This window comes from Kribbella sp. NPDC049174 (assembly GCF_043197365.1).
In the GTDB taxonomy this organism is placed as follows: domain Bacteria; phylum Actinomycetota; class Actinomycetes; order Propionibacteriales; family Kribbellaceae; genus Kribbella.
Map to the genome: position 1 here is coordinate 123,348 of NZ_JBICSZ010000005.1, position 22,403 is coordinate 145,750.

The following is a 22,403-nucleotide window of genomic DNA, read 5'->3' on the forward strand; positions in this document are numbered from 1 at the left end:
GACGTGACTGCCCAGCCTGAAGACACTGGTACGACGACCGCCGTGCGGACCAAGCGGGTGCTGCTCGCTGCCCCACGCGGGTACTGCGCCGGCGTGGACCGGGCGGTCGTGGCGGTGGAGAAGGCGCTCGACCTGTACGGGCCGCCGGTCTACGTCCGCAAGGAGATCGTGCACAACAAGCACGTCGTGCAGACCCTGCAGGCGCGCGGCGCGATCTTCGTCGACGAGACCGACGAGGTGCCCGAGGGCGAGACGGTGATCTTCTCCGCACACGGTGTCGCCCCGGTGGTGCACCAGGAGGCGGCTGCCCGGCAGTTGAAGACGATCGACGCGACCTGCCCGCTGGTCACCAAGGTGCACCACGAGGCCAAGCGGTTCGCCGCCACCGACTACGACATCCTGCTGATCGGTCACGAGGGCCACGAGGAGGTCATCGGGACCAGCGGCGAAGCGCCGGACCACGTCCACCTCGTCGACGGCCCGGGCGACGTACCGAACGTGACGGTCCGCGACCCCGAGAAGGTGGTCTGGCTGTCCCAGACCACCCTGTCCGTCGACGAGACGATGGAGACGGTCCGCCGGCTGCGCGAGCGGTTCCCGAACCTGCAGGACCCGCCGAGCGACGACATCTGCTACGCGACCCAGAACCGCCAGGCCGCGGTCAAGAAGCTCGCGGCGGAGGCCGACCTGATGATCGTGGTCGGCTCCCGCAACTCGTCGAACTCGGTGCGCCTGGTCGAGGTCGCCCTCGAGCACGGCGCGAAGGCCGGCTACCTGGTCGACTACGCCGCTGAGATCGACGAGGCCTGGCTGAAGGGTGTCGACTCGGTCGGCGTCAGCAGCGGCGCGAGTGTGCCCGAGGTGCTGGTCCGCGACGTCCTGCGCTGGCTGGCCGAGCGCGGGTACGCCGAGGTCCAAGAGGTCACCACGGCCGAGGAGAGCCTGACGTTCGCCCTGCCCCGGGAGCTCCGCAGTGACCTCAAGGCGGCCGGTCTGCCGACCACCGGCACCTCGGATCACGCCTGGACTATTTGATCACCAGCTTGATGGTCTTGCTGGTCTCGAACGGTCCGTCCGTGCCGCAGTACCCCACCGTGTAGTGGAAGGTGTACGTACCCGGCGTCGTGTAGATGTGTGAATCGATCGAGTAGGTCTCGCGGCCGGTGGTCCGCTTCTTCGACATCTCACACGTCACCGCACCACCGTCCGAACCGCCCGGATCCTTGCCGTCGCCCCACGTGTAGTTCGTACCGCCGGACAGGTTGAGGAACGACGTGTCGGCGGGCAGGTCCTGGCCCTCCGGGGTCGTCGGCCTGAGCACGGTGCCCGAGACCGTCACCTTCATCGTCACGGTCCGGCCGCTGATGGTCGGCTTCAGCGTGACATTGACATCGACCGGTGGCTGGGCGGGCGGGGTGGTCGTTGCTCCGGCCCCGGTCGTCGTCCCGGTCTTCCCGGGCGTCGATCCCGGTGTGATGCGCGCTCCCGGGGTACTGCCGGTCCTGGTGCCGTCCGGCGTCTTCGTCGGGATTGCCGGCGATGTCTGCGCTGTCCGCGCGGTCGGGCTCGCCGTTGGCGGCCCGGTGACGACCGTGGTCGGTGCGCCGGGGGTGCCGGTCACCGGCGGGCTGCTGTTGATGTCGGTGAGGTTGCCGGCAGCAACGGCGACGGCGACCACCGCGGCCGCGGCCAGCGTCGCCACGCCGGCGGTACGACGACGCCGTACCGAACGAACCCGGGCGAACACGGCCTCACTCGGGACCCCGCTCGGTGGCGGCGGATCGGCGACGAGTTGCTCGAACTGGTGCTTGAGATCGTCAGTCATGGTCAGCCCTCCTTCTGGACCGTGGCGGGGATTGCGGTGATCAGTTCGTGTTCGCGGAGCTTGGCCAGCCCGCGGGAGACGTTCGACTTCACGGTGCCGATCGAGCAGTTCATGATCTGGGCGATCTCGGCCTCCGGCAGGTCCTCGAAGTACCGCAGGACCAGCGTTGCGCGGGTCCGGCGGGGGAGTGTGGCGAGTGCCCGCAGCAACAAGTCGCGGTCGTCCACGGTGCCGTACTGCTCCCGGGCGTGCGGCTCGGGCAGTTGCTCGGTCGGGGTCTCGCCCCGCCATTTCCGCCGCCACCACTGGGTGCTGGTGTTCACCATCACCGTCCGGGTGTAACTCTCCAGCGCGTTGCCGCTGCGCAACGAGTTCCGGTGGAACCACACCTTGGTCAGCGAGGTCTGTACCAGATCCTCGGCCAGATGCCATTCCCCGGTCAGCAGATAGCCGAACCGTTGCAGTGCGGTGAACCGCCCGTCCACGAACTCGGCGAACTCGTGGTCGCGTCCTGGATCCATCCCAACCCCCATCTCATCCATCTCGGTCAGACTTGTGATGACCGGACGAGAGCAAAAGGTTGAGACCCGATCTGCCGGCGCTGAACTGTAATCTTTCCGCCGGCCGGCGGCGGCTCCGGGCAGGGCGAGTGACGCTCTGGATGGGGTGAGCTCAGGTGCTGAGCGGCTTGCCCAGATATCCGCGCGCGATCATCGTCACCCACTGGTAGACCGCGTCCTCCGCGGGAGCCAACGGCCCGGGTCGGAAGTGCGGCGACTCCGCTCCACGCTGCACCGACTCGCACGCCGCCCAGTCCTCGCGGTTGGTCACGTCCCAGAACTCCACGGCGTACGACGGATCCTGCACCTCGGCCGGGAAGTACCACGAGCACTCGATCGCCGTCACGCCTGGCGAGCGCGGCTCCAGGCGGTGCGTCATCACGTAGTCCGGGTGGAGCGAGATCAGCAGGTTCGGGAACAGCCCGAGGTAGTTCACCCGCCGCGGATCTACGCCCGGCAACGGCACCCCGTTCGACCGCCCGTCGAGCGACATCGTCTCGGCACCCGGCCGCAGGTCCATCAGTCCGCCGACCCAGGCGCCCGGCAGGTTCCAGTTGTCACCCGAGGTCGGCGACGACACCTTGCACAGTTCGGGATGGATCAGTGGGCAGTGGTAGCACTCGTGGTAGTTCTCGACGACCGTCTTCCAGTTCGACGCGACGTCGTACTGATGCCTCGCCTTCAGCACGAGGGTCTCCGGCTGGTACGGCGCGACCAGTTCGGTGATCCCGCCAAGGTGCTCGGCGAACGGTCCCGCCGTACCGGTGGCGTTCACGAACAGCCACCCGTGCCACACCTCGGCCGGCAGCTCGACCAGCTTGTACGGCGTGGGGTCGAACGCGTCACCCATTCGCGGCGCGGCCTTGACCGAACCATCGAGCTCGTACGACCACCCGTGGTACGGGCAGACCACGGACCGCAGGTCGCTCGCCTCGTCACACTGCAGCAGCTCGTGCCCGCGGTGCCGGCAGGTGTTGGCGAACGCCCGCGGCCGATCCCCGAACGTCAGGACCACCGCGATGTCGCCCACGGTCACCGCGCGGTGTGTCGTACCCGACGTCAACTCGTCCACCCGGCCGAGGCAGCTCCAGCTCCCGGCGAAGAAGCGCCGCCGCTCCCACGCGAGTACGGCCGGATCGGTGTACGCCTCCTGCGGCAGCATTACCGACTCCCCATGCGGCCGCAGCGAGGCCTCCAACCCACGAGCATCAACCGGAGCGTTCACCATTCGCCCACTATCAGCCGCAAACCCACCCGCCGTCGACCAACCGGCATGTCGCAGGGCGCCTGTCGCAGAGGGTGGTGCTACTGGATGCCCGCCACGTACTTGCCGAGGACGAAGTCCCAGCCGGTGTCGTAACCGGTGCGGGCTCGCACACCGTCCGGCCGCCGCTCCCAGCCGGTGTGGACCAGCTCGACCTCGGTCCCCGCGTCCACCGCGGTGAACGTCACCGTCACGTGTCCTGCTTGCTGCGGATCAGTCCCCGGATGCCAGGTGAAGCTGACCGACTTCGGCGGATCCCAGTCCGACACCGTCCCCCACGACCCGACCTCGCCATCGTCGTCGTACTCAACGATCCGTCCACCCACGGCTCCCTCGAGCCGAACGTCGCGCGCCTTCTCCGCGGCGACCGAATGCGTTGCCAACGGCCACCACGCCGACATCTCCGCTGTGAACACCTCGAACGCCCGCTCGGGCCCGACCGGCACCACAACCTTCTTCACCAACGGCGCCAACCCTTGATCCACGCTCATCCCCGTTCCTCCTCCCAACTACTGCTCGCCACCGGACTCCGTGCGACGAATGTGGTCGGCGTACGCCTCCAGAGCGTCGTCCCAGAAGCGGTCCAGCCAGGCCCGCAGTTCGTCGAGGCCGGTGCGGTCGACGCGGTAGATGTTCCGCGTGCCGCGTGACTCGTGATCCACCAACCCCACCGCCCCGAGCACCTTCAGGTGTTGCGAGATCGCCGGCCGGCTCACCGGAATCCGCTCGGCCAGTCCACCGACCGAACTCGGCCCGCCCCGCCGCAACGTCTCCAGAATCGCCCGCCGGGTCGGATCCCCCAGTGCATCCAGCACCGGTCCGGCTTCCTCGAGCAATCCGTAAGTCCCCACGAACGGTAAGCTGCCACTAACCAAAGCGCACGTCAAGACCTCGGCGACTTCCGGGCCCATGCAGCAGTCCACCGCACCCGCGGCTCGATGCGGCTGCGGGTGCGGTGGACCGGCCCGGACTGGGTCAGTTGAACGGGTCGAGGGTCAGGTACGCCCGCCGGGGGTTGCCGTCGTGGACGAGCGACTCGTGGGCGCCGACGTCGTCGAAGGCGAACGCGTAGGCCTTGCCGTCGGCCATCTGGGCGTGGATCTTGCGGGCGTAGTGGTTGGTGACGTTGTCGAGGTAGAAGCCGGCGTTGTTGGGGTCGGGCTGGTTCGGGTTCACCAGCAGCGTGGAGCGGTTGTAGCCGGCGCAGAGCGTGCGCGAGATCGGGCCGCGGACCTGGTCGTTCGGTGCGTCGAGCAACTTGAAGCAGCCGAAGATGCTGGCCGAGTCAGGCTTCTGGAACGAGGTGACGATCGCGCCCGAGCTGTTGGTGAAGTTCATGACGTTGCCGGAGACGCGACCGAAGTACTTGATACTCGGTTGGTCCCCGAACGGTGTGACCGTCAGCGTCTCCGAGCTGTACTTCGCCCAGACCCGGTTCACGTAGTCGTCCATCGCGCTCGCAGGTAGTGCGCCGGTCTCAACGCCGTACAGGGGTGAGAGTGCACGCAGTACGGACCCGTTCGGCGCGGTCTGCATCAGGTTTGCCCAGCCGCCGGGTTGTCCGCGGAGTGCGTCGAAGAAGCCGTTGTACCCGCCTGGCTTCAGGTGACCAGTGGTCTTGGTTGACCCGTCGGCGCGTTGCACCCCGACGGCGTACGGCGCCGAGAACATGTCGACCTGGGTGCTGTTGATCCACAGCCCCGCGTCGTTGAGCGTGTACTCGGACCAGTTGAACAGGATGTTGCGGTTCGGATCGCTCGGATTCTGTACGGCGGGTTGCACCAGGCCACCGGTGGTGAGCTTGAAGACGAGCTTCTGGCCGTACGAGAAGTACACCCGGCCGGAGAACTTCGGCATCCGGATGGTGAGCGACTGCCCGTTGGCCGGGCCGGCTATCGACGCGTCCGGCGCGGGCGTCGGCGGATTGCCCCCGGCCGGCCACGCGTGAAAGTTGCCCGCGGCATCGGCCCAGCCCTGCTGCCCGGTGGCCAGGTTGGTCCCCAGGTTGTAGACGTACACCGGGTCCGCGCGGCCCGAGTTGTTGGTGATCTGCAGCGGAATGGTCGCGGGGACGGCTGCTGCCGGACTGTCGTTGGTTGCGGTCAGAACGCCGGCGATACTCGCCGCGGCCACGGCGATCGCCAGCAGCTGATGCTTGATGCGCACAGTTCCTCCTCAGGTTGTCCCAGACGAGAAGGCGAGGCGCCGGCACGGCCGAGCCACTGCGTTACCAGGGCGCACCAGCCCCGCGAACCGGCGCTCAGGTCCGAACGACGAGGGACGGTGGATCATCGAACGACCAGGTGAGAGCGCTCTCATCGTTCGCGACCCAGCCAACCCCTGTCAACACCTCTCCCCTGTCGGCTTTCCGACAGGGGAGGGAGAGAGCGGCGGGTCAGCCGACCTGGGGCGGCGGCCACTTCCGGGTTGGTTCGGGATCTTCCAGGGCCAGGAATTCCGGGGCGGTGAGCGGTCGGACGGAGGCTTCGATGGATTCCATCGCGGTCAGCTCCGCCTCGGTGACGTGAAGGTCGCGGAGTTTGCGGGCGCTGATGAACACCCGGCGCTCGAACGACCCGACCGTGCCGTTGTACGCCTCGACGGCGGAGGTCAGCGAACGGCCGACCCGGTTCAGGTGGTCGCCCATGGTGCTGAGGCGTTCGTACAGTTCGCGACCCAGCTCGAACACCTGCTGCGCGGACTCGGTCAGGGCGGACTGGTTCCAGGCGTACGCCGCCGCGCGCAGGGTGGCGATGAGCGTCGTCGGCGTCGCCAGGATCACTCGGCGTTCGGCGGCGTACTCGAGCAAGGACGGCTCGACGTCGAGCGCCGCCGAGAGGAACGACTCCCCGGGGACGAACAGGATGACGAACTCCGGTGACGGCGACAGCCGGGTCCAGTAGGCCTTCGCCGCCAGCTGATCCACGTGGGTCCGCAGGTGCCGCGCGTGTGCCCTCAACCTCTCCTCACGGAAGTCGGCGTCGTCCGACTCGGCCGCTTCCAGGAACGCGGACAGCGGGACCTTCGAGTCGACGACCAGATTCTTGCCCTCGGCAAGCCTCACCACCAGGTCCGGTCGCAGCAGGCCGTCCTCGCCCACGGTCGTCGTCTGCTCGGTGAAGTCGCAGTGCGCGACCATGCCGGCCAGCTCGACGGTACGGCGCAGATGCAGCTCACCCCAGCGCCCGCGCACCTGCGGCTTCCGCAAGGCGGTCGACAACGAAGCCGTCTCCCGCCGCAACGCCTCGCCGCTCATCCGCACTTCGTTGACCTGTTGATGAAGCTGGCTCTGCCACGCCGCGCGTCCCTGCTCCAACTGGTTCAGCTGCGCGTGCAGGCGATCCAGCGCCTCCTTCACCACCGCTTGACCCGACATCTGTTGCCCGACGGCAGTCCGCTCCTGCGTCAACTCGACGACCCGATCCTCGGCCGCGTCCCGCTCAGCCGTCACCCGGGCGAGCTGGGCGCCGTCCCTTCCGCGCACGTAGAGCACGCCGAACACCGCCCCGAGGAGCAACCCCACCACGAGGAACAGCAGCAGCAACAACACCGTCGTACCGGTCATGTGACAGATAGTGCCGAACGCCGCCGACAGTTTCTGCTGATTCGCCGCGGAGTCCGGAAGAATGCCGGAAAAGTGCTCGAGGAGTGCCGTGTCTGTTCCGTCCGTGCGATGAAGACTCGACGTCAGCAGTCCATCGCGGGGAACGAGTAGCCCTGCGCCTTCAGAAGGGGGAGCACCTTGTCCAGAGCGGCCACCGTCTGCGAGCGATCCCCGCCGCCGTCGTGCAGCAGGATGATGTTGTGCCGGTGGGCGTGGGTCAGGATGTTGTGAACGATCGCCTGCGTGCCGGGCCGGGCCCAGTCGCGCGGATCGACGTCCCAGAGGACCTGCACCATGCCGGCCGCCTTGATGTCGGCGCGGACCTTCGGGTTCGTGGCGCCGTACGGCGGCCGGAAACAGGTCGACTGGGGTCCGTCGAAGATCTCGTGGTGCCGCTTGGCGGCGGACACCGCGGTCAGCTGCGGATGGGTGATCGAGTGGCTGCCGATCGTGTTGCCAGCGGCAAGCACCTGGTCACGCAGACCGGGGTGGGCAGCCTGCATGCTGCCCAGCTCGAAGAACGTCGCGTGTGCTCCGTGCTTGGCCAGGACCTGCAGGATCTTCGGGGTCCAGACCGGGTCCGGACCGTCGTCGAAGCTGAGGAACAGCACCTTCTTGTTGCCTGCGGCAAGCGCGGCGGTCGGATTCGGCACCGGGCGGTGCGGTGAGGTCGGCGCGTTGACGTTGGGTGTCTGTGTCGGTGTCTGCGTCGGTGTCACGGACGGCGTCGCCGACGTGGACGTGGACGCGACAGCGGGCTTGGGCGGGTGCGACCTCCCCAGCGCGATGGCGATCAACGAACCGATGACGAGCACGGCCAGCGCCGTACCGGTCGCGACGAACGCGGCGAACCGACGGGACATGATGCTCCCTCTGCAGATCAGGCGGATGTACCCCGGTCGCTCCCCCTCAGGAGCCCTCACAGCTCAGCCCTCACGTTGCTGTGCCGGACATCAGAGGAGACGCGTCATCGCCTGGTCTGGTTGGCGTTCTCGTGTTGCGGTGCGATCTCAGCTGTCGTGATGTCGGTCGCCCGCGGCGTCGCGACGGTGGCCGGTGCACCGCGGTGGTAGAGCCTGCCCTCCAGCGACTTCACACTCGCGACGAGGACGAAGCTCATGCTCACCAGCAGCGCCCACGCGCCGAATTTCGCCGGATGCACGAGCCGCCAGACGTCCACCTGGTCCGGGTAGTTCCACGCGTCCAGGAACGTGCCGAAGTTCTCCGCGACCCACAGGAAGAACCCGATCAGTCCGAACGACACCGCGAGCGGCATCCGGTACCGCCGTTCGCCGACCGAATAGAAGACCCAGGTACGACGCAGTACGACGAGCAACCCGATCGCGATCGGAATCCGGAGGTCAACGATCCAATGATGAGTGAAGAAGTTCGCGTAGATCAGCACCGCGAGGGCGGTCGTCAGCACCGGTCGATACCCGCTCACCCGCAGGTCGAACCGCCGCCACGCCTGACAGATGTAGCTGCCGACGGCGGCGTACATGAAGCCGGCGAACAGCGGCACCCCGCCGATCTTCGTGTAGGCCTCACCCGGGTACTGCCAGGACCCGACCTGCACCTTGAACAGCTCCAGCCCGAGCCCGACCAGGTGGAACCCGAAGATCACCGCGACCTCCCGCCAGGTCTCCAACCGGACCAGCCAGAACAGCAGCGTCAGACCCAGGCAGTACACGAGCAGCGCGTCGTACCGGGGGATCGGCAGGTCGACGTACTTGGAGACGGCGAGGCCGGCGAACAGGCAGACCGGGAACAGGCAGGAGATCGCCTCGAGCCACCCGAACCGCAGGAATTGCAGGCAACCGGTCACGAAGCGTGTTCGAAGGGCGGTGCGAACTCTCCAACTGGTCACAGACTGGAGACGTCGCTTGCCCTCGGCTGGTTCGGACGGATACATCAACGGCAAGCGATGGGGAGGTGCCGGGATGGATCCGAAGGTGGTCTACGAGACAGAACGGCTCGTGGTGCGCGACTGGGTGGACACCGACGAGGACCGCGTGTTCGACATCTACCGGCGGTGGGAAGTCTCGCGCTGGCTCGGCGCCGTGCCTCGCGTGATGACGGCCCGGGACGCCGCGGCCCGGACGATCGAGCGCTGGAACGAGCGCAACCAGGACCCGCTGCACGGCGTCTGGGCGGTGGAGGAGCGGTCGACGGCCGTGGTGGCCGGGACGGTCCTGCTCGTCCCGCTGCCCGACCCGTCCGACGGGACCGAGAGCAAGGGCGAGGTCGAGGTGGGCTGGCACTTCCACCCCGACGCCTGGGGCCGCGGCCTCGCGACGGAGGCGGCTCGCGGCGCGATCGCGCACGGTTTCAAGGGCGGTCTGGAGCAGATCTACGCGGTAGTCCGCCCGGACAACGCAGCCTCACTGGCGGTCTGCCGACGCCTGGGGATGCGTCCGCTGGGCCGGACCAGCCGCTGGTACGACGCGGAGCTGGAGGCGTACCTGATCTGACCGGCGTACCGCGGATTGGGGTACGGCGGGGTTGGCCGCGTACCCTTGACGCCCGTGGCACTCACCATTGGAATCGTCGGGCTCCCCAACGCGGGCAAGTCCACTCTGTTCAACGCGCTGACCAAGAACAACGTGCTCGCCGCGAACTACCCGTTCGCGACCATCGAGCCGAACGTCGGCGTGGTCGGCGTACCGGATGCGCGGCTGGGCAAGTTGGCCGAGGTGTTCAGCTCCGCCAAGGTGATCCCCGCCACCGTGCAGTTCGTCGACATCGCCGGGATCGTCCGCGGCGCGTCGGAGGGTGAGGGCCTGGGCAACAAGTTCCTAAGCCACATCCGCGAGTCGGACGCGATCTGCCAGGTCACCCGGGTCTTCCGCGACGACGACGTCACCCACGTCGACGGCAAGGTCTCGCCGGCCGACGACATCTCCACCATCCAGACCGAGCTGATCCTGGCCGACCTGCAGACCGTCGAGAAGGCGATCCCGCGGCTGGAGAAGGAAGCCCGGCTGAAGAAGGAGAGCGCGGTCGTGCTCGAGGCGGTCCGGGCCGCGCAGAAGCACCTCGAGGCCGGGACGCCGATCATCGCCACCGACGTGGACCGCGACGCGATCCGCGAACTGATGCTGATGACGGCCAAGCCGTACCTGTTCGTCTTCAACTGCGACGCCGACGAGCTGTCCGACGAGCCGCTGAAGCAGCAGATGCGGGACCTGGTCGCGCCGGCCGAGGCGATCTTCCTGGACGCGAAGTTCGAGGCGGAGCTGGTCGAGCTGGACGACGAGGCCGAGGCCCGCGAGATGCTCGCCGAGATGGGGATCGACGAGCCGGGCCTGGACGTGCTGGCCCGGGTCGGTTTCGAGACCCTCGGCCTGCAGACCTACCTCACCGCCGGTCCGAAGGAAGCCCGCGCCTGGACCATCAAGCGCGGCGCCACCGCCCCCGAGGCGGCCGGTGTCATCCACACCGACTTCCAGCGCGGCTTCATCAAGGCCGAGATCGTCTCGTACGACGACCTGATCGACGCCGGCTCCATGAACGCCGCCCGCTCCGCCGGCAAGGTCCGCATGGAAGGCAAGGACTACACCATGCAAGACGGCGACGTCGTCGAATTCCGCTTCAACGTCTGAGGGTTCTGCGCGGTAGGGTGAGATCCGGCGGTGCGAGATGTACGACTGCGGTGCTCCGGTGATGTCTGCTCAATGTCACTAACGAATCCTTCAACGCGGCCTCGCTGAGTCGGCCGTAAACGTCATTGTCGCCCGCGGGGCCATAGAGGTCCGAGGTTGGTTGGTTGCCGACGCTCCGGTCGCTTGACGAGGGTCCTTCGTCCTGGGTCGGGAAGCTTTCGATCAGGCGCTGCCTGGACGCCTGCACACCCAAGGCAGATCCGCCTGGTGCCGCTATGAGCGAGGGCATATCGGGTGAGCCACACGAGCCGAGGCGAGTCCAGAACCCATCCCACGTCCACGAGCGCGTGAGGGATGGGACCAAGATCTTGAGATCGCTGCTCCCTGCGGCGTGGGTGAAGAGCAATGCAGTCTTCTGAGCACGTCGACTCTTCGGCGGGCCGAGGTGGTGCCACAGGTCCTTGGCGCTGACAACGAACGTCCAATCACCGAACCAGCGCCTTCCCGGCAGCAGTAACTCAGTTCGACTGCGACTTCCGAGCCAGGGATTACCTGGATCGAGCAAGCCCGACCACGGCGGAATCGGGAGTACGTAGTACACGGGGATGAGCGACGTCTGATAGGCCAGCAGTTGGTTGACGTCGAGAGTCAGGCGGTGCTGACTTTGAACGCCGTCCCATTCGGTGGTTTTGACTTCCAGGAGGACTGATTTCCCGGGGCCACCTGGAACTCCTTCGACCGAGATGTCCTCGCCGGCTGCGGGCCACCACAGTCTCGCGGTAGGGAACTTTCTGGCTAGATGCATGCTCAGCCAGTGTTCCAGCGTCTTCTCGGGCATGGAGCGCATCGGCCAATCATCGGTCAACGGTTGACCGAGCGGTGGTGTCTGTCTGCGTGTCGCGTCCTTCACCCGGTAGCGGCGGATAGGGCAGGATGACGCGCATGTGCTCATCAGATTGGCGACCGGTCGATAGGAGCAGCAGGTGACGGAGGAGTCGTCTGAGGGCTACAACCGGCGGGCCGAGGTGGAGCGGATCCTCGCCGAGGATGCCACCGTCCTCGGTCGGGTCTGGCGCTATGACGAAGAAGGCCTTTCGGCGCAGGAGATGGCCGTGCGTGAAGGTACATCCGGTGCGGGATTCGTCTCGAATTACCGGAGCCTGATTCGCGCTTTGCGCGACGACGATGTGCCGACGAGTCCGACGCTGAGTATCCAGGCCGCCCGGCGAGTACGGAGCTGGCTCAAGAAGGCCGACCTCAGCGTCGACTTGCGGGCTGAACTGGCGGACCTTGAATCCCGGCTCATGTCGAGAGCCGAGGATCCGGCTGCTCAATCGCAGGAAGTAGACGCTGCGATCGAGCAGACAAGGTCGGCCGAGGCAGCAGGGCAACCCGGAATCTATGTCTACACACTCCCGCACTATCTGCGGTATCCATTCGACCCCGACTCTGGCCGCACTTTGCTCAAGGTTGGTCATTCAGCGACGGATGCGCATTACCGAGCAGGCTCACAAGGCAGGCTGACGGCGCTGCCCGAGGATCCGATACTGCTGCGCATCTATCCTGTGGCGGAGTCCGGTCAGGCTGAAAAGGACTTCCATGCCTGGCTGAGAGACGCCGACCACGCCGGAAACAGGACGCGACGCGGTGGATCTGAGTGGTTTGTCACGTCGACAAAGTTCTTGGACCGAATCGCCAAATCCATGGGGCTGGAAGTTCGCATCATCACAGACTTCGAGGCCGGAGACGGCTGATCCGGCAACAGCGGCGGTGCCGAGGGCCAGCATGAGCCTGCTCTGTTCGTCGACTGCGCAAGGGTGCTGGCGGAGCGGCATCCGGACGCTTTCGAGCAAGGCGTATCCAGGATCCAGGACGCCCCGGACGCGGACGAGGTCGATGCTGGGACCCTGCCGTTGCTGCGAGAACACTGCGAGAGCTCATGCAGCAACTCGGAGACGCGCAGGTCATGGCGTTGGTTGATGACGTCACGGGTCGCATTCCGATTCAACGTCTGAGTGTGGCTCAGAGGTTTGCTGCTCGTTGGACTTCGGTGAGGATTCGTTCGGTGTCGTGGCGGGCTCTGGTTCGTTGGCGTAGGTGTTTGCGGAGTTCGTGGCGGACTGACCAGGCGGCGAGGCCGAAGACGGGTGTGTGGTCGAGTTTGTCGATCGTGCTGGTGATGGTCTGGGCGAGGTGCTCTGCCGCGGTCGCCAGTTCGCGTCCGGTGGTGAACACCTGCAGCTCGAGCGCCCTGACCCGCCGTTCCTTGAACAGGCGTTCGTCCAGGGGTTGCAGTTCGCGGTTCGCCTCTTGGATCCGCCGGAGCTCGTGCGTACAGGTCGCTCGCGTCGCATCCAGGAATGCCAGGTGCTGTCGGATGCCCATAGAACTCCTCGCGCGGGGGCGTGAGCGTACGGCGACCTATTGTCTGTCGCGATAGGAGCATCTTCGCGTTGCCTGGTGGGTGGGAGGTCGGGTAGCGTCTCGGGGGCGTGGTTGGGGCCGCGTCGAGACTCGCCGGAAGGCTGGAAGCCACCCTTGTTGGTGTTTCCCTTGTGGCCTGTGCGAGTCCGGGCGCGAGAGGACGCACCATGAGACATCTGCCTGACAACCCGAGTCTTGGGTTCCTCCGCAAGGAGGCCAAGGATCTGCTGGCCGCGCTCCGCGAATCCAGTCCGGATGCATCGCTGGCCGTGGCGCAACGGACCTTGGCCGTTGAGTACGGTCTGCGTGACTGGGCCGAGTTGAAGGCCGAGGTGGAACGCCGGGTTGCCGAGGCGCCCGTCGTACCGGACGGACTGACCGAGGCGCTGGCCGCAACGTTTGGGCTTGGTCAGGTCACCGCACCGGCAGCGCCGGTCTCGTTCAACCTGATGGGCAGGGCCTGGTCGATCAGCACCGACCGGGGCCGCTGGCTCGCCATCACCGTGTTTCCGTGGATCACCCCGGACCAGGCGGAGGTCGGGGCCCGGCTCCGCGACGCGGCGGTGGCCGCCGGCGTCAGCGCACCGACGCCCGTCCGCAGTCCCGAAGGCCGGTTCATCGAGACCGTGCAAGGAGAGAACTGGCGTGTTCACGAGTGGATCGAGGTCGGCCCGTCGCCGGTGACTCCGGCACCGACAGTCGTGGCGCGCCGCGTCGGCGAGATCTTCGGGACGCTGCACTCGCTGGCGATCCCGACCGACGAGCCGATGAATCCTTACGTCACCTACCGGCGGCCGGACGCCGAATGGCAGGACCTTCTCGGCCGGGCGCGTGCCGCCGACAAGCCGTGGGCCGAGCAACTCGCCGCGACCCTCCCGACGGTGCGGGAGCTGCAGACGATCGAGGCCGACTTCGACGGTGCGGAGTTCATGCTCTGCAACCAGGTCATCAATCCCGAGAACGTCCGCTTGAGCCACAACGACGAACTCGTCGTCACCGAGTGGGACTTCGCCGGCCCACTCACGCCCGAGCTCGAAGTCGCCTGGGCACTCACCCACTGGACCCTGCGCCCAGCCATCAACCCCACCGCGATCGCAGCCTTCCGCGACGGCTACCTCCACACCGCCGGCCACTGGCCGGACCTCACCCTGTCGTCCTTCGCCACCGCGGTCACCAGCTACCTCAACTGGACGTACAACACGATCTGCGAGTCCATCAGCCCCACGGACCCCGACCACGCCGACTTCGCCGAACGCGAATCCACCGACCTCCTCAAACACCCCATGAGCTGCAGTTCCCTCGAGAATCTGCTGGCAGCCGTCTCAGCCTGATCACTGGTACGGCGGCAGCCGCGCGATGTCGCCGTACCTCGGCAAAATCCGTGGCCGCGGTCGCCAGGGGCGGCCTAGGGTCGGGGGATGGTGGATGCGTTGTTCGGGATGCCTCGGTTGGCGGCGGTCTATGACGCGCTGGACCCAGGGCGGCAGGATCTGGAGCACTACGTCGCGATGGTGGCGGAGTTCGGGGCGCGGCGGGTGCTGGATGTCGGGTGTGGGACGGGGGAGTTGGCCTGCTGGCTGGCCCGCCTCGGCGTCGACGTGGTGGGGGTGGATCCCGCGGAGGCCTCGCTGGACGTTGCGAAGGGCAAGGAGTTTGCCGACCGGGTGCGGTGGATCCACGGTGATGCGACTACGTTGCCGCCGCTCGAGGTCGATCTGGCGGTGATGACCGGGAACGTGGCGCAGGTGTTTCTCACCGATGAGGACTGGGCGGCGACGCTGCGGGGAGTGCGGGACGCGTTGCGGGTTGGTGGGCGGTTCGTGTTCGAGACCCGGGATCCGGCGCGGCGTGGGTGGGAGGAGTGGACCCGGGAGCTCACGCACCAGGTGACGCCGGTAGCGGGAGGCGAAACGGTGGAGAGCTGGAGTGAGCTGACCAGCGTCGAGTTGCCGTTCGTGTCGTTTCGCGGCACCTATGTGTTCGCGTCGGACGGCGCTGTGGTGACCTCGGATTCGACGTTGTGGTTTCGGGAGCGCGACGAGCTCGAGGAGACGCTGAGGACTGCTGGGTTCTCGGTCGACGACGTACGGGAGGCGCCGGATCGGCCCGGGAAAGAGTTCGTGTTCGTCAGTTCGAGGCTGTGAGCAAGGCCGTCAGCGTGTGGTGGGCTGTTCGGGACATGACGGGGTTGGTCTCGACGTAGTACCAAAGGCAGCCGATCGCCTGGGCGAACGACCAGCCCATGCCGCGGCGCCATTCGTTGTCGTCGCTGCCGATCGCCGTACGGAACACCAAGCGGGCCTCGGCTTCGAGAAGGTTCCAGGCCGGGGCGAGGTCGATGGCCGGGTCGGCGACGGTGAAGGTGCCGACGTCGATGACGCCGACGAGCCGGCCGTTCTCGGCGAGCAGGTTGCCGGGCATCAGGTCGCGGTGGGCCCAGACGTCGGGCTCGGTCCGGGGCGTCGTCCGCAGGTCGGCCCAGAGCCGGGCGAGCGCGTCGACGTCGATCATCCCGCGACTGCGTTCGAGCCCGTCGGCGACGTAGTCGTCGTGCGTTGCGAGTACGCCGCCGCGCCACGAGCCGGTGAACACACGCCCGTCGGTCGGCACGGCGCGCAGGGCGCGTACGAACGTCGCCAGGTCCTCGGCGAACCCGGTCGAGCCGGCGACATCGGCGTCGTACGCGATCGTCCCCGGGAGCCAGCTGTAAACGGCCCAGGGCAGCGCGTAGCCCTCGCCGGGTTCGCCGATCTCGATCGGTTCGGGGGTCGGGTACGGCGAAATCGCGTGCAGCCGGCGTGCCGCGTCGGCCTCCGCCTCGAGGTCCTTGAGCTCCTCGGCCGGGTCGCCGGGCTGGATCGGGAGCCGGGCGACCAGGTCGTCGCCGATCCGGAACAGCGCGTTCACCGTGCCGTGCGAGGTGACGGGATGGATGGTCAGCTCGCTCCACGCCGGGAACTGCGACCGGACCAGCCTCGTCACCAGATCCGTCGTCACGTCGAGTTGTCCAGGATGCATCGGCACGCCCAGCAGTATCCGGGACGCACCCAACAGACGCACACCAATTAGCTAGTGGGTGGCAAGGGGTTTGGCGCGGTCGGTGGCCAGGCGGATGGCGAAGACGGCGAGGGCGGTGCCGGTGAGGTAGCGGTGGATCCGCATCCAGGTCGGGCGGCGGGCGAGGAAGACGGCGACCGTGCCGGCGGTGATGACGAAGACCGCGTTCACCGCGACGCCGACGGCGAGCTGGACCAGGCCGAGGATCAGGCTCTGGGTGCCGAGGTGGCCGCGCGACGGGTCGAGGAACTGGGGCAGCAGGGAGATGTAGAGGATCGCGATCTTCGGGTTCAGCAGGCAGGTGAGCAGGCCCATGCCGAACAGCTTCCGCGGCCGGTCGGGCTCCAGTTCCTGGGTCGCGAAGGCGGAGCTGCCGCCGGGGCGGAAGGCGTTCCAGGCGAGCCAGAGCAGGTACGCCGCGCCGGCCAGCTTCAGCGTCAGATAGATCTCGGGCACGAGCGCGAACAAGGTGGCGAGTCCGGCGCTGGCCGCGAGGAGATAGACCCCGAAGCCGACGCCGACGCCGACCAGCGAGATGAGCCCGGCCCGGCGGCCCTGGGCGACCGACCGCGAGACCAGATAGATCATGTTCGGCCCGGGAGTGATCACCAGTCCGAGTTCGACCAGCGCGATTCCGAGCATTGCCTCACCACTGACCAGCACACGCATCCCCTTTCGTCTGCTCGAACCTAACAATCTCCATCGCGGTCGGCTGGGGTTTTTCTCAGGCTGAGACGGCGCGATACGTTGCCGGGATGAGCGACCAGACGTGCATGCGCTGTGGTGAGCAGGTGGAGTCGAGTCGCGACGACTACGAGGTGTTCGAGCGGATGCACTGGGACTGCTTCCACTTCGCCTACGAACACGACCTCAACGGTGAGGTCCCCGAGTCCGCCGACTGCGGCATGCCAGGCTGCCCGTCCGGCCAGAGCTAGCACCGGCTAGCGAGACTGTGACCGCGCCGGCATGTACCCGAACGCGACGGCCGTTGCCACGCACAACAGCGCCGCCGCGATCAGCAGTCCGAGCGAGTAGCCCGACGTCGGCCCGCTCGAACTGTTGTGCAGCGCCACCGTCGACAGGACAGCGAGCCCGATCGATCCGCCGAGTTGCCGGGCGCTGTTGACCAGACTGGACGCCATCCCCGCCTCGGTGGCAGGTACGCCGCTGGTCGCCGCGAGTGCGAGTGGTGCCAGGCACATACCGAGGCCGACGCTCGTCACCAGCATCGGACCGAGTACGTCGCTCACGTAGCTGCCATCTGCGCTGATCAGGCCGAACCACGCGAAGCCGGCCGCGGCGAGTGGACCGCCCGCCAGCAGCACGGGCCGCGGTCCACGAGCGGTCGCCCAGCGGGTCGCCACGATGCTTCCGACGACCGTCCCGGCCGAGAACGGCAGGAACGCGAGAGCGGTGGCAGCTGACGACAGCCGCAGTACCTGTTGCAGGTAGAGCGAGACGAAGTAGAACGCGGAGAACATCGCGGCCGCGGCCAGGAAGGCGAACAGGTTGGCCGAGGCAACGTTGCGCTGATGCAGCAGTCCCAGCCGCAGCAGCGGCTGCCGAACCCGGGACTCGACCAGGACGAACCCAGCCAGCAAAAGGACCGCGGCACCCAGCGGGACGATCGTGGCCGGCGTGGTCCACGCGTGCTGATCGGTCCGGACCACGCCGAGGATCAGCAGGGCGACACCGCCGGTCCCGAGTACGGCGCCGGCCAGGTCGGGGCGTGCTCGCGGACCGGACCGAGGCCCATCCAGTGGTACGGCGCTCAGCGTCAGGACGGCCGCGATCGCGGCGATCGGCAGGTTGACGAGCATCACCCACCGCCAGCCGGCGTACTCGGTCAACGGTCCGCCGGCCAGTACGCCGACCGCGCCACCGGCCGCGTTGACGGCACTCCAGACACCGAGGGCACGTGTTCGGGCGGCTCCTTCGGCGAAGGTCGTGGTGAGGGTGGCCAGAGCGGCCGGAGCGAGTGCGGCCGCGGCGAGGCCTTGGACCGCGCGAGCACCGATCAGCAGGGCGGAGGTCTGCGCCAGCCCACCGGCGAGCGATCCGCCGTCGAAGCCGAGCCCGGTCCGGATCGCGGGCAGTGCGACGTTCACCACCGACATGTCCAGCGCGACCATGCCCTGGGCGATCGCGACCGCCGCCAGGAGAGATCGCGAGTGGTTTTTATACATGTATAGAAACTAGCTTCGGAGCTGCTGGACTGTCCAATCAGTTCTCAAGGGAAGATGGGTGGATGGCTGAGCGGGTGAAGGGTGGGCGGCCGGCGCGGATCTCGCGGGAGGCGATCGTGGCCGCCGCGAGCACGCTGGTAGAGCGGGACGGTGTCGACGCGCTCACCATGCGCAAGCTCGCCGACGAGGTCGGGGCGACGCCGATGGCGCTCTATCACCACGTTCGCGACAAGTCCGGCCTGCTGCTGTTGCTGTTGGATCACCACGCGCAGGGGGTCGAGCAGCCGGTCTGGCCCGACGATCCCCGGGAGAAGCTGATCGCCGCCGCCCAGACGATGCACGACGTACTCGCGGAGCGGCCGTGGGTCGCGGAGGTGCTGACGAGTGACGACCTGCTCTCCGTCTCGGCGCTGTGGCTGCCGGAAGCGATCGTCGACGCGGCGGTCGGGTGTGGTCTGACGGAGCGGCAGGCGGTGCACGCATATCGGTCGATCTGGTACTACACGGCCGGGGAGATCATCATCCGGGCCGGCGCTGCCCGGCGGCGGGCAGCCGGTGGTACGCCGTACCGGGATCAGGTGTTCGCGTCGATCGATGCCGAGCGGTACCCGCGGCTGGCGTCCGTGGCGGACGAGTGGGTCGAGCTGGCCGGGCAGGACACGTATCGCGATGGTCTGGAGGCGCTGGTGGCGGGGCTGCTCCCGCCGAGGTGACAGGCCCCGGTGGTAATCCATTCGCGGGTGGGTGTCACAGTTGGTTAGCGTGGGTGTGTACGCCTGACGGTTTGAAGGAGACGGTATGAGCGACAAGTCCAGCAAGCCGGCGGACGATCTGCAGAAGAAGTTCCGTGAAGCGCTCGAGAAGAAGAACGCCCATCACAACGCGCACCCGGGGTCCGGGACGCGGCGTGAGGGTGTCGGCGAGGCGCACAACGACAAGCAGAAGCGCCAGTTCCGGCGCAAGTCCGGCAGCTGATTCCGCCAACTGTCCATCCATCCGCCTGAGCCCCGGGTTACCGCCCGGGGCTCGACCTTTTCACAGCAGTCCGGCCAGCCGGCCGAGCTCCGGCTCCCAGCCCTGGCGGTGGTTGGCGGCGTCCTCGGCGGTGGCGAAGCCGGTGTGGGTGAGGAGCATCCGGGTCCCTCGGGTACTTCGGTCAGCTCCACCTGGACCCGGGTCGGCTCGTCGGCGGTGCCGTCCCAGTGCCAGCTGAAGGCGAGCCGGTACGGCGGTTCGACCTCGAGGTAGGTGCCGCGGACAACATGCGGACCCATCTCGACCACGTAGTCGCCGCCGACCCGCACGTCCGCCTGGACCTTCAGCTCCAGGTCCGGATTCGGGCAGTACCACTGGGTCAGCAGTTCCACCCGGGTCCACGCGTCGTACACGCTCCGAATGGTTGCCGGTAGCACCCGTTCGATCCGGATGTCAGGACCCATCCCCGCCTCCTCGCAGCAGTTCTTCCAGCCGGTCGACCGTGCTGTTCCAGTACGACGTGAGGTCGCCGAGCCAGTCCTCGACCTCGGTGAACGCCTCCGGCCGGATCGTGCACACCACTGTCCGCCCGACCTTGCGCCGGGTCACCAGCCCGGCATCCACCAGCACCCCGACGTGCTTCGTCATCGCGGGCAGGGTGATCCGGTGCGGCTCGGCGAGCTCGCCCATGGTCGCGTCACCCCGGCTGAGCCGGCTCACGATCGCCAGCCGGGTCGGGTCCGCCAGCGCCCCGAACGTCGTCGTCAGCACGGAGAACACTTCACCAATTGGTGAAGTGTCTGTCAAGGGTTCACAGCAGCTCGGCGAGGAACCGGGCGGCCCGGGCAGCACCGTCAGCAGCCACGCGGCGGTAGTCGGGCGCCGTACTCAGAGCTTTGGCGATGGTTTCGGCCAGCACCATCGGGTCGGAGGCTTCGGCATAGGTGAGGCGGTGGCCGGCGTTGTAGCGGTCGAGTCGCGCGGCGACGTGGAAGTTCTGCTCGAAGTGGTGCTGCAGCGGCACGTAGATGAACGGCACCCGGGCGGCGGTGAGTTCCATGCACGTGGTCAGACCGCCCTGGGTGATCGCCAGATCGGCCGCGGCCAGGTGCCGGTGCAGGTCGGGGAGATAACCGCGCAGCGTCACGCCCGGGATCGACGGGAACGAGGCGGGATCGATCCGCGGACCGGTGACGACGACGAAGTTCAGGCCGGGGACCAGGCGCCGGGCCGCGGGGACCGCGTCGAGAACCCTGTGCAACAAGGAAGATCCGACGCCGGAGCCGCCGACCGTCACCACGCAGAGCAGACCGTCGGCCGGGTAGCCGAGCTCCGTCCGGTCCACGCGTGACGGGACGAAACCAGTGACGTAGCCGGCGAAGTCGAAGTTGCGTTCGGTCCAGTCGCGGGTCGTCGGCAGCCCCGGACCGAAGGAGGCGTCGACGATGTCGTCCGGGTCGCCGACGAAGACCGACTTGTCCCGCAGCCGGCCGAACCGGGCCCGCTGCTCGATCATCTCGGCGTTGTAGTCCGCCGTCAGCCGCGCCTCGCGGGCACCGCCGTCCGGCATCGGCAGCCAGCCGACGAAGTCCGTCATCCACGCGTACGCGAACCGCTTCAGTTCCGGGTTCTCGTGCAGGAAGTAGTCCACGTCCCACGCCTCGTCCCCGATCACCAGGTCGTACGGCCGGTCGGCCACGACATCCGCGAAGGTGAGGAAGTTCGCCACCAGGATCTCGTCCATCCGCCGGATCGCCTGGAACGCGTGCAGGTCGTGCTCACCCGCCTCGAACTCGATGTGCTGCGATTCGTTGCACAGGTACGACGACGCCGGGTGGACCGTCTCACCGGCGTCCTCGAGCACCCGTGTCACCGGGTGCTGTGCCAGCCAGTCGATCTCCAGGTCCGGGTGGTGCGTCCGCAGTTCGCGGGCGATCGCCAGGTCCCGGCGGGCGTGGCCGAGTCCGATCGGCGACGACAGGTAGAGCGCTCGTTTCGGCCGGCTCATCGCTCGTACCCAGGTACGACGTACTGGTCGCGGAGCGACCCGGTCGACGAAGTCGCGGAGCAGGTGGTTGACCATGACCGGGTCACGAGCGTGTGGCGCGTGCCCGCCACCCTCTATCGTCACCAGCGACCCTCCGGTCGCCTCAGCGAGCAGTGCACCCTCGAGATGCGGGCGGATGCCGTCCTGCGCGCCGTGGATCACCAGGACCGGGCAGGACACCTTGGTGACCCGCTCCGGCGGCAGATGCTCCTCCCGAGCGGCCTCGGTGTCCACCAGCCGCTCGGGAGCGATCTCCCGGCCCCAACCGACGCAGTCCTCGATCTGCTTGGTGGAGTGCTGTTCGCTGAAGAGCTCCCCGAAGAAGTAGTCGAGGAAGTCGTCGTACCCACCCTCGACCCAGTAGTAGCGGTTGTACTTCGCCCAGCCCTCAGTGCTGTCGTGGCGCTCGTTGAATGTCCACTGCGTGCGCTCCTCCAGCTTCGGCGCCAGCCTGGTCGCCGGGCCGATGCACACGATGCCCAGCACGCGCTCCGGCTGCTCCAACGCCAGCTGCAACGCCCACGGGCATCCCCGCGAGAACCCGACCAGCACGCAGGACTCGGTCTCAGTAGCGTCCAGTACGGCAAGCGCGTCCGCGACGAACTCGGCGTCGTTGTAGGCCTCCGCACCCACCGGCCGGTCGGAGCGCCCGGAGCCGCGACCGTCGAAGGTGATCACCCGGTAGTGCCGGGACAGGTAAGGGACCTGCGCCTTCCACATGCGGGACGGCACGATCGACCACGTCGGCAGCAGCAGGACCGTCGGCCCTTCGGTGCCGTGCACGGCGTAGCCGATCGTCACCCCGTCACGCTCCACCGTCCCCTGCAGATCAGGTGTCAGCGCAGGTCTCTGAGTCATC

24 protein-coding genes and 1 pseudogene are annotated in these 22,403 nt (G+C 67.6%); 9 read left to right on the plus strand and 16 right to left on the minus strand.

Annotated features, from left to right (window positions below; genetic code table 11):
- Positions 1-3 precede the first annotated feature (3 nt).
- On the plus strand, positions 4-1,035 hold the full coding sequence (locus tag ACGFIF_RS25595; protein ID WP_393157853.1) for a 4-hydroxy-3-methylbut-2-enyl diphosphate reductase: 1,032 nt from the start codon (positions 4-6) through the stop codon (positions 1,033-1,035).
- Here the strand turns inward: ACGFIF_RS25595 and ACGFIF_RS25600 are convergent.
- The 9 genes from ACGFIF_RS25600 to ACGFIF_RS25640 form a co-directional block, all read right to left on the minus strand.
- Positions 1,028-1,825, minus strand: coding sequence for a hypothetical protein (locus tag ACGFIF_RS25600; RefSeq protein ID WP_393157855.1), 798 nt, complete (start codon positions 1,823-1,825; stop codon positions 1,028-1,030). The two genes, ACGFIF_RS25595 and ACGFIF_RS25600, sit on opposite strands and share 8 nt — an antisense overlap.
- A gap of 2 nt (positions 1,826-1,827) precedes the next feature.
- Positions 1,828-2,346, minus strand: a complete 519-nt coding sequence (locus ACGFIF_RS25605) for a SigE family RNA polymerase sigma factor (protein WP_360475534.1) — start codon at positions 2,344-2,346, stop codon at positions 1,828-1,830.
- Positions 2,347-2,497: 151 nt separating this feature from the next.
- On the minus strand, positions 2,498-3,547 hold the full coding sequence (locus tag ACGFIF_RS25610) for an SRPBCC family protein (RefSeq protein WP_393157857.1): 1,050 nt from the start codon (positions 3,545-3,547) through the stop codon (positions 2,498-2,500).
- 143 nt (positions 3,548-3,690) lie between these two features.
- Positions 3,691-4,140 (minus strand): SRPBCC domain-containing protein, encoded by a 450-nt coding sequence (locus tag ACGFIF_RS25615; RefSeq protein ID WP_393157858.1) that lies wholly within the window; start codon positions 4,138-4,140, stop codon positions 3,691-3,693.
- Positions 4,141-4,158: 18 nt separating this feature from the next.
- Positions 4,159-4,500 carry an ArsR/SmtB family transcription factor gene (locus ACGFIF_RS25620; RefSeq protein ID WP_393157859.1) on the minus strand — a complete coding sequence of 114 codons (342 nt, stop codon included), beginning with the start codon at positions 4,498-4,500 and terminating at the stop codon, positions 4,159-4,161.
- Positions 4,501-4,624: 124 nt separating this feature from the next.
- The gene (locus tag ACGFIF_RS25625; RefSeq protein WP_393157860.1) at positions 4,625-5,815 is read right to left on the minus strand and encodes a glycoside hydrolase family 64 protein; all 1,191 of its coding nucleotides are present in this window, start codon (positions 5,813-5,815) and stop codon (positions 4,625-4,627) included.
- Between the two features lie 229 nt (positions 5,816-6,044).
- A complete protein-coding gene (locus tag ACGFIF_RS25630) occupies positions 6,045-7,214 on the minus strand; it encodes a DNA recombination protein RmuC (RefSeq protein WP_393157862.1) in 1,170 nt (389 codons plus the stop codon).
- A 122-nt stretch (positions 7,215-7,336) separates the two neighbouring features.
- Complete coding sequence (locus ACGFIF_RS25635; protein ID WP_393157864.1) at positions 7,337-8,116, minus strand: polysaccharide deacetylase family protein; 780 nt, start codon at positions 8,114-8,116, stop codon at positions 7,337-7,339.
- A 104-nt stretch (positions 8,117-8,220) separates the two neighbouring features.
- Positions 8,221-9,078, minus strand: coding sequence for a DUF817 domain-containing protein (locus ACGFIF_RS25640; protein WP_393157865.1), 858 nt, complete (start codon positions 9,076-9,078; stop codon positions 8,221-8,223).
- Positions 9,079-9,193: 115 nt separating this feature from the next.
- On the opposite strand from ACGFIF_RS25640, the gene ACGFIF_RS25645 reads away from it, so the two are divergent.
- The 3 genes from ACGFIF_RS25645 (at position 9,194) to ACGFIF_RS25655 (ending at position 12,609) form a co-directional block, all read left to right on the plus strand.
- Positions 9,194-9,724, plus strand: coding sequence for a GNAT family N-acetyltransferase (locus ACGFIF_RS25645; RefSeq protein WP_393157867.1), 531 nt, complete (start codon positions 9,194-9,196; stop codon positions 9,722-9,724).
- A 54-nt stretch (positions 9,725-9,778) separates the two neighbouring features.
- Positions 9,779-10,855 carry a redox-regulated ATPase YchF gene (ychF, locus tag ACGFIF_RS25650; RefSeq protein ID WP_393157868.1) on the plus strand — a complete coding sequence of 359 codons (1,077 nt, stop codon included), beginning with the start codon at positions 9,779-9,781 and terminating at the stop codon, positions 10,853-10,855.
- A 983-nt stretch (positions 10,856-11,838) separates the two neighbouring features.
- A complete protein-coding gene (locus ACGFIF_RS25655; protein WP_393157869.1) occupies positions 11,839-12,609 on the plus strand; it encodes a hypothetical protein in 771 nt (256 codons plus the stop codon).
- A gap of 268 nt (positions 12,610-12,877) precedes the next feature.
- On the opposite strand, the gene ACGFIF_RS25660 is transcribed toward ACGFIF_RS25655, so the two are convergent.
- Positions 12,878-13,240 (minus strand): hypothetical protein, encoded by a 363-nt coding sequence (locus tag ACGFIF_RS25660; RefSeq protein ID WP_393157871.1) that lies wholly within the window; start codon positions 13,238-13,240, stop codon positions 12,878-12,880.
- 206 nt (positions 13,241-13,446) lie between these two features.
- Between ACGFIF_RS25660 and ACGFIF_RS25665 the strand changes: the two genes are divergently transcribed.
- Together ACGFIF_RS25665 and ACGFIF_RS25670 are read left to right on the plus strand one after the other, a co-directional pair.
- Positions 13,447-14,610 (plus strand): phosphotransferase enzyme family protein, encoded by a 1,164-nt coding sequence (locus ACGFIF_RS25665; protein ID WP_393157872.1) that lies wholly within the window; start codon positions 13,447-13,449, stop codon positions 14,608-14,610.
- Positions 14,611-14,697: 87 nt separating this feature from the next.
- The gene (locus ACGFIF_RS25670; RefSeq protein WP_393157873.1) at positions 14,698-15,423 is read left to right on the plus strand and encodes a class I SAM-dependent methyltransferase; all 726 of its coding nucleotides are present in this window, start codon (positions 14,698-14,700) and stop codon (positions 15,421-15,423) included.
- On the opposite strand, the gene ACGFIF_RS25675 is transcribed toward ACGFIF_RS25670, so the two are convergent.
- A complete protein-coding gene (locus ACGFIF_RS25675; protein ID WP_393158372.1) occupies positions 15,407-16,297 on the minus strand; it encodes an aminoglycoside phosphotransferase family protein in 891 nt (296 codons plus the stop codon). The genes ACGFIF_RS25670 and ACGFIF_RS25675 overlap by 17 nt on opposite strands.
- Positions 16,298-16,348: 51 nt before the next feature.
- On the minus strand, positions 16,349-17,005 hold the full coding sequence (locus ACGFIF_RS25680) for a LysE family translocator (protein WP_393157875.1): 657 nt from the start codon (positions 17,003-17,005) through the stop codon (positions 16,349-16,351).
- A gap of 86 nt (positions 17,006-17,091) precedes the next feature.
- Here ACGFIF_RS25680 and ACGFIF_RS25685 point away from each other — a divergent pair, with 86 nt between their 5' ends.
- Positions 17,092-17,271: a hypothetical protein gene (locus ACGFIF_RS25685; protein WP_393157877.1), complete on the plus strand. Its 180-nt coding sequence runs from the start codon at positions 17,092-17,094 to the stop codon at positions 17,269-17,271.
- Between the two features lie 6 nt (positions 17,272-17,277).
- Here ACGFIF_RS25685 and ACGFIF_RS25690 read toward each other — a convergent pair whose 3' ends face one another.
- Positions 17,278-18,522, minus strand: coding sequence for an MFS transporter (locus ACGFIF_RS25690; protein WP_393157879.1), 1,245 nt, complete (start codon positions 18,520-18,522; stop codon positions 17,278-17,280).
- 62 nt (positions 18,523-18,584) lie between these two features.
- Between ACGFIF_RS25690 and ACGFIF_RS25695 the strand changes: the two genes are divergently transcribed.
- On the plus strand, positions 18,585-19,235 hold the full coding sequence (locus ACGFIF_RS25695; RefSeq protein ID WP_393157881.1) for a TetR/AcrR family transcriptional regulator: 651 nt from the start codon (positions 18,585-18,587) through the stop codon (positions 19,233-19,235).
- An 85-nt stretch (positions 19,236-19,320) separates the two neighbouring features.
- Positions 19,321-19,497 (plus strand): DUF5302 domain-containing protein, encoded by a 177-nt coding sequence (locus ACGFIF_RS25700; protein ID WP_393157883.1) that lies wholly within the window; start codon positions 19,321-19,323, stop codon positions 19,495-19,497.
- A 224-nt stretch (positions 19,498-19,721) separates the two neighbouring features.
- Here the strand turns inward: ACGFIF_RS25700 and ACGFIF_RS25705 are convergent.
- From ACGFIF_RS25705 to ACGFIF_RS25715, 3 genes and pseudogenes are all read right to left on the minus strand, one after another.
- A pseudogene (locus tag ACGFIF_RS25705) lies at positions 19,722-19,961 on the minus strand (SRPBCC domain-containing protein); the annotation flags it as partial.
- Complete coding sequence (locus ACGFIF_RS25710) at positions 19,951-20,268, minus strand: ArsR/SmtB family transcription factor (protein ID WP_393157884.1); 318 nt, start codon at positions 20,266-20,268, stop codon at positions 19,951-19,953. The pseudogene ACGFIF_RS25705 and the gene ACGFIF_RS25710, both read right to left, overlap by 11 nt.
- Before the next feature lie 40 nt (positions 20,269-20,308).
- Positions 20,309-22,402 carry an alpha/beta fold hydrolase gene (locus tag ACGFIF_RS25715; RefSeq protein ID WP_393157885.1) on the minus strand — a complete coding sequence of 698 codons (2,094 nt, stop codon included), beginning with the start codon at positions 22,400-22,402 and terminating at the stop codon, positions 20,309-20,311.
- Position 22,403: the final 1 nt, after the last annotated feature.